The sequence below is a fragment of the uncultured Succiniclasticum sp. genome (assembly GCF_902793885.1).
Classification (GTDB): domain Bacteria; phylum Bacillota; class Negativicutes; order Acidaminococcales; family Acidaminococcaceae; genus Succiniclasticum.
Genome location: NZ_CADBFF010000047.1, coordinates 1 through 6,149, shown reverse-complemented (window position 1 = coordinate 6,149; position 6,149 = coordinate 1). Strand labels below are relative to the sequence as shown.

Genomic DNA, 6,149 nt, shown 5'->3' with positions numbered 1-6,149 from the left:
ATATCTTGCTGCATAAGAAAAACGCTGACAACACGAAATCGTCAGCGTCTCAAAACTTTATTTTATTTCATTGTCCTCTTGACGGGGAGCGGTTCAAAATCCACGGCTGTTGAATCATTTACTGTGTAAAACTGCAATTTACCACATTCTCCTTACGGTTACGCTGCAAGACAAATCTTTATCGTGACGGCCGCGCTGCCAGATTGCGTCGCCACCGATGCTCCAGCCTTTGGCCACTTCCACCTCGCCGCCGATGGAAAGAACAAAGTGCGTTTTGTCCTGCACATTGCGCATATCATACGAGTTGGCCGCATCGCCCATGTAACTGTAACGCAGTCTGGGTTCCGCTCCCGCGAAAGCGTGCTTCACACCGGCACGAATCGCGTAATTGCCTCCTGCCAGATAGCGTTTAAACTCCACGCCGGCGCCCATGCCGAAGTAATCGTTGTGTTTGCTTTGCACTACCTGATTGAACACGCCGGCCCCGTCTTCACGGTAGCCGTTCTGCCATAAGCGGGACAGCTGCGCGTTCACATAGGGACGCACGTGCCAGGCTTTGTTTTGCCCGGCCTGCAGGTCGTATAAATACTCGCCGCCTAATTCCAAAATACGGCTGTGGTAATCCGCGCCGGCGGTCATGCCCATTACGCCTCTGCACAATTTGTTACGCATCCATCCGTAATCAAGGTACACCATGCCTTCGCTCTTTGCGTTGTTGAAACCTGCGTACAGGCCGAAGCGGACATCTTTCAGTTTATTGCTGGAATTGTTGTCCGTAAAGCTCGTCTGCCCGTAACCGGCAAACACACCGGCCCGCCAGTCAGACGCTACCTGCTTGTCCCAGCCTAACAATGTGGCTGTGCTGTGGTAATCCGTATTGCCCTGCACATCGCCCCAGTTTTTACCAAACTTCAACCAGATTTCGTTGGCGGCCGGTTCCAATACGTTTAAGGAAACATCCACACCATCGTCCATTTTATCCGCAGCTTGCGCCGTCGCATTTTTGCTAATTATATTTTGCTCCACAGCATTTTGTTTTAACGCAATTTCTCTTTCCGTGCTCACCGCTTTACTTTCATTCACATCCATCAAATGCTGCACCGGGATCTTCACCTTCACCGGTTTTGTTGTGAACGCTTCGTTCAGCCGCGCGGACAAAAGATGCTGCGTCACGTTGCTGCGCTGCACAGCCGCCATGTTTTTTGCCGCTGCGTTGGAAGAAATCGCGCGTAACGCTTCTTTGGCTTCTGAAGACGGCAGATGAAACAGCGTCCGCATTTCATTCACGCGGGCATCATTGTTATTTTTTAAATTGCTGTACATCGCCGTCATAGCGCCGAAAGTCTCGCTTTGGGTCTCGTCCATTTCGCCCAAATTGTTTTCTGTTCTGGTGACAACCGACAGCACATTATTTTCAATTTTATTTTCCGCGCTCATCATACCGGACACCGCGTAACGGGTTCCTACCGGCGTCTTTGTGTTGCCATCGATGGAGGATGCCGTCAGCACCGTGACTGTTTCATCCGGCAGCACCTCGCTCCAATTGGCAACCTGCACATCGGAACCGTCGATCTTCGCCCTGCCGCTGACGGCGATATGCCCGGCGCTGCCTCCGGCCCAGGCCAGAAGCGTGCCGTCTGAGAGCAGGTCTCCGTTAATACGCAGGGAGGAATTCTTATCTGTTGCACCGATGGTCCCGTGGTTGGTGAACAGCCCCACGTTCTGCAATTCTTTCGAGTTTCCGTTTAGTTTATAAGGCAACGAATAACCCGCGGACGACGCATTGCGCACGGCCCCGTCGGGAATCAGGTCATACGTGCCGCCGAAAAGGCTGCCGCCTTTTTCCACCGTAGCGGACAGCACCTTCGCCGTACCACTGTAAACTAAACTGCCGCTCACGTTCAGGCGCATATTGTCCGCGCCGGTGATGTTGCCGTTGTAACTTAGTCCCGTTCCTTCAAAGGAAAGGCGCGTGGTCAGTTCCTCATCCCCTTCATACTGACGTTTCATGGCAGGATCGGGTAGTGTCTCCCCGTTGATGACCGTCGTGATCTTGTCGTCGTCGTAGACCCATCGCGATACGATGTCGCCGGACAGTTTGGCCCCCGTGCCGATGTGGATGTTTTTCACAAAGGCGTTGTCGCTGATGGCAATGGCGGCTTTTTTCCCGCTCAGTTCGCCCCGCACCGTAAAATCGTCCACCAATGGGCCGTCCGTCTCCAGCAAATCCGGATCCAGCATGTCCTCAAATCCATATACATATTGCGAAAAATAGCGCGCCGCGTAGGATGCACGCGAGCCAAACTCATTTCCCAGCGAATTCTGGCCAAAGTCAAAAGCAGCGCCGATGCCGCCCTCGCCGTCAGCCGTCACCTTACTTCCCTTCGCCAGCGTGATCCGGTGGTCCTTGCCAAAGGCTGCCAGAATACCGTTGCCGTTCGGGCCGTCGGCCTGTACGTTCACGCCCCTGCTGACGGTGACATCATTACCGCAGCCGTCAATCCGTATGCCGACGGCGGCCATGCCTTTTGTCATCAAGGGCGCGTTCTGAATCACCGTGTTCCCACTGCCGTAAATGTGCAGGCCCATACCGTAGGGATTTTCATTGTAAGCGCCGGCAATATAGGCCGTACCGTCCGCATTGCGGGCATAGTACGGCGCATCGTTCACGATGGTCCGGCTGTCGCTGTACACGGAACGCCCGAAGAAATCCCGCCGGTCGATGGAATAGCCCAGATCCTGCAGTACCGCCAGCTCCGCTTCCATAAAGCCCACATAATTACGCCACATCTGGTGGCTCATCCAACCGTTGCGCAATTCGATATGGCTAAGGTTGACAACGTCTTCGTCTCCATATCCTTCGTTTCCGTGAACGGGCAGCCCCGGAACCTTCTGCTCCAGCTTATATCCATAATAATTATACGCGCGCAGTTCCGACCCTTCCAGCACGTCGCGCACATGGCTGCCGGAAAAATAGGGAACAGCCGCATCAGGCCAATCATCAACGTACCTCGGCAGATCAAAATACGGTTCCGTCGCCTCCCCGCGGTTTACGGTTCGGATCTCCATGCCCGGCTTCGCCTGCACACCCCGCCAGTCATACAGATGGGATTCATACAGATTCGGTTTTTCGGAAAAACGCGTCAGGGGCAGTTCATGTGCCCCAATTCCCAGCGCATGGCAGATTTCATGGATTACTGTAGGCGTCAGGGCCATATAACTGACCTGGGGCAGCGGCATATCATAACGGTCCTGTTCGCCATCCGGTGGAAACAGAGGCGTGCCGATAACAACAAAGCCCGCCGGACCGTCCTCCGACCGCAGGGTTTTTCCGTCATTGAGGACGGCGTTTGGCGTGGCAACACTGACGGTCTGTCCGTTTCTCTCCACATCGGAATAACTGGGCTGGGCTGCCGCGTTATAGTAATCGTGATTGACCGTGACAGCCAGGACGGCCGGCTGCTTTGCGGTCTTCGTATGCTTCAGCACGCCTTCCCAGTAGTCTGCAGCAAAATGGAGGCGCTCCTTCTGCCAGTCCGGAAGCTCGCCCTGAGAGGTCAGGTAAACCCTGTCCTCCTCAAGCATTATTTCATCGTACCACTTACCCGTAACTTTTTCCCCCGCACCGTAATAATCCAGACGGAACAATCCGTTGGGCGTCGTATACGAAGTGACGGCCTCCGCCCTATGCCAGGGCGTAAGCAAACAAAGCCCCAGGGCAAGGGCCGTCAGTATGGTTTTCTTCCTATTTTTTTGGAGCAGGTTTTTTTTCATGATGATTCCCCTCAACAAAGCGAACCGTCAACCTGTTTTAATTTTATGAAGATTGTAGTGAAATGATAATGAACGTTGACACAAACCGCGATTTGTCCCGACAGTCCTCATTTATTATTCATTATAACAAAACAACCGCAGAAATTAAATCCACGGCTGTCGAATGATATATAAATGTTAACTGATATTTAATCCCTTTTGAAACACTACGGTTATCCATTTCTCACTCTTCCTATTTCTTTGCTTATACACTCTTATTATATCAAAACACGCAGTGAAACAAGTTGTATGTTTCCGACATATCCGCCTTCACCATAGCATTACAAAGAAACACAAGAAACGTGTAATATTAATTTCTGTTCCAACCTTTGCAAAAGAGCCATTCTCCTTGTACATTGCCTTCTTTTATCTTCGTTTAAACGTTTCTTCTAACACAAAATCCGGATCGATTTCTGTCAGTTTTTCTTTTAGTTTTGTATTTTCTTCCCGTAATCTCATGATTTCTTCATCTTTTTGCTGTACTTTTTTCTTTAACATAGAAAGAATATCGCTAAAATTCTCTTCAATTTGTTTATCTTTTGTCATGTCATGTTGGCCTCCCAATGTAATCCTCCCTTAACTGTTAATATTTAAATGCTTTTATTATATATACAAGACAGCTTCATTAAAAATGACACTGTTGGAAATCATTTATTTAATTATATCATACTCATCTTTGCTGAGCAAAACCGGGATTTGTCAATTCGTTTTCTACAGCATTTTATTCGACAACAGCTGTTGATGAACACTAATGTAATCTGCGATGGTTAAGCGTTTCCGCTCCGGCATCGAAGAGTGCCCGGAACAGTTTCATCACTGTTACATAGTCCATGTACTGGTCTGCGTCCTGTTCGTTATCAAGAATTTTTCGTATGGCAACTTCAGGATGGAACTGAATACCCAATACAAACTTCTTATCAGGCCTTTCAATTCCTTCAATTACCTTAATTCCGTTAGTATCAGTAACTGCTGTTACAACAAGCCTCGTTGCATCTACGCTTCGGACAGCCTGGTGATGCCATGAAGGGCATCCTTCTATGCGCCCCCTGCCTACTATGCCAAAGAGCAGAGAATCCTGGTTCAGAATATCTATCCCATGAGCACGGAACCCCTTTTTTCTCCTGTCTCTGTGTTGGTAGGTGTATTCCACTCCCACTTTCGCAAACCATCGGGGAATATCCTGAACGATTTCAGCACCGGATACGATGGACAGCATCTGCATGCCCCTGCAGATAGCAAGTGTCGGTATATTTTTTTCCAGACAGTAAGAGAAAAGAAGATAGTCTGAAACATCCCGTTCCGCGCTGTAATCGCTGTCTACTTCAATACCATGCCAGGGTTGCTCGTTATAATACAAAGTCGGGCTGATGTCCCATCCGCCCGGGAAGATGATGCAGTCAATTCCTTTCATTACCGCAGCGGCGTTTGAATTCTGCCATTGATTGCATTTTACAAGCTTTGCAGCCCTCGATGTCAGAATGCCGTGTTCATCCTTAGAATCTATGAGGTTGCCTTTTTTGTCATAATTCAGATCATAGGACTTCACCATATCGAGAATAACAGGTGTCGCGCCAGCTTCTTTTACTGCTATGATTGTACTTGTATATGAGTAGCTGTCCGGCACGTTGGACCAGGCAATGCCTACTGATACAGGCTTCCCTGATGCTTCTGAAACGATGGCAGAATAACCCATCCAAAAAATAAGGAACAAAACAATAATTGCTATCCGTCCCGGCAGACTACTATTTCTTGTTTCTGATTTCATAATTATATCTTATGTGATGTATTCAGAAGTTAATATCACACTTTACCTTTCTGAAAATTTGATTACAGGTTCAGCAAAATTGACACAGTCTGAATTTTTTTAATTATATCATACTCATCTTTACTGAGCAAAACTGCAATTTCCCATACAAAAAACAGCCGTAGATGCTGAAGTCCACGGCTGTCGAATCATTTACTGAGCAAAACTGCAATTTTCCGGTTCAGGATTATGCAAGCAGGAAAAGACATAAGCAAACCATCGGCAGCGATTGCGTCATTCCATGAGATGAAATTCGCCGTTGTGGCGAGGCTGTTTGAGGGACAGAGTCCCGAGTTCCAAAGCCACAGGCGAATAAATCCATGGAATAGCAATCGCTGGCGGGTTTGCGAAGTCTTTGCCTGCAGCATGAACTATACGCACAAATTGGGGTTTGTCATACTCTCACTGATGACATTTTGCGTTCCCTGGATTCTTCTAAAAATCTGCTTGACTTTTCATCGCTAGTCTTTATAGCACTTTTGAACATTATTATTATTACAATCTGGATTGTAGGCTCCGCCCGCAACATGTT

The 6,149-nt window shown here is 48.7% G+C and carries 3 protein-coding genes; all 3 read right to left on the bottom strand.

What is annotated here, in order from left to right:
- Positions 1 to 138: 138 nt before the first annotated feature.
- The 3 genes from QZV31_RS12750 to QZV31_RS12740 all read right to left on the bottom strand — a co-directional run bounded on the left by QZV31_RS12750 (position 139) and on the right by QZV31_RS12740 (position 5,578).
- Positions 139 to 3,774, bottom strand: coding sequence for an autotransporter outer membrane beta-barrel domain-containing protein (locus QZV31_RS12750; protein WP_295361353.1), 3,636 nt, complete (start codon positions 3,772 to 3,774; stop codon positions 139 to 141).
- A gap of 405 nt (positions 3,775 to 4,179) precedes the next feature.
- On the bottom strand, positions 4,180 to 4,359 hold the full coding sequence (locus QZV31_RS12745; RefSeq protein WP_093730287.1) for a DUF3972 domain-containing protein: 180 nt from the start codon (positions 4,357 to 4,359) through the stop codon (positions 4,180 to 4,182).
- 202 nt (positions 4,360 to 4,561) lie between these two features.
- Positions 4,562 to 5,578, bottom strand: a complete 1,017-nt coding sequence (locus tag QZV31_RS12740; protein ID WP_295361348.1) for a gamma-glutamyl-gamma-aminobutyrate hydrolase family protein — start codon at positions 5,576 to 5,578, stop codon at positions 4,562 to 4,564.
- Positions 5,579 to 6,149: the final 571 nt, after the last annotated feature.

Excerpts from the sequence above, each read along its gene's own strand:
- QZV31_RS12750 (WP_295361353.1), bottom strand. The coding sequence starts at position 3,774 with ATGAAAAAAAACCTGCTCCAAAAAAATAGGAAGAAAACCATACTGACG.
- QZV31_RS12745 (WP_093730287.1), bottom strand. The coding sequence starts at position 4,359 with ATGACAAAAGATAAACAAATTGAAGAGAATTTTAGCGATATTCTTTCT.
- QZV31_RS12740 (WP_295361348.1), bottom strand. The coding sequence starts at position 5,578 with ATGAAATCAGAAACAAGAAATAGTAGTCTGCCGGGACGGATAGCAATT.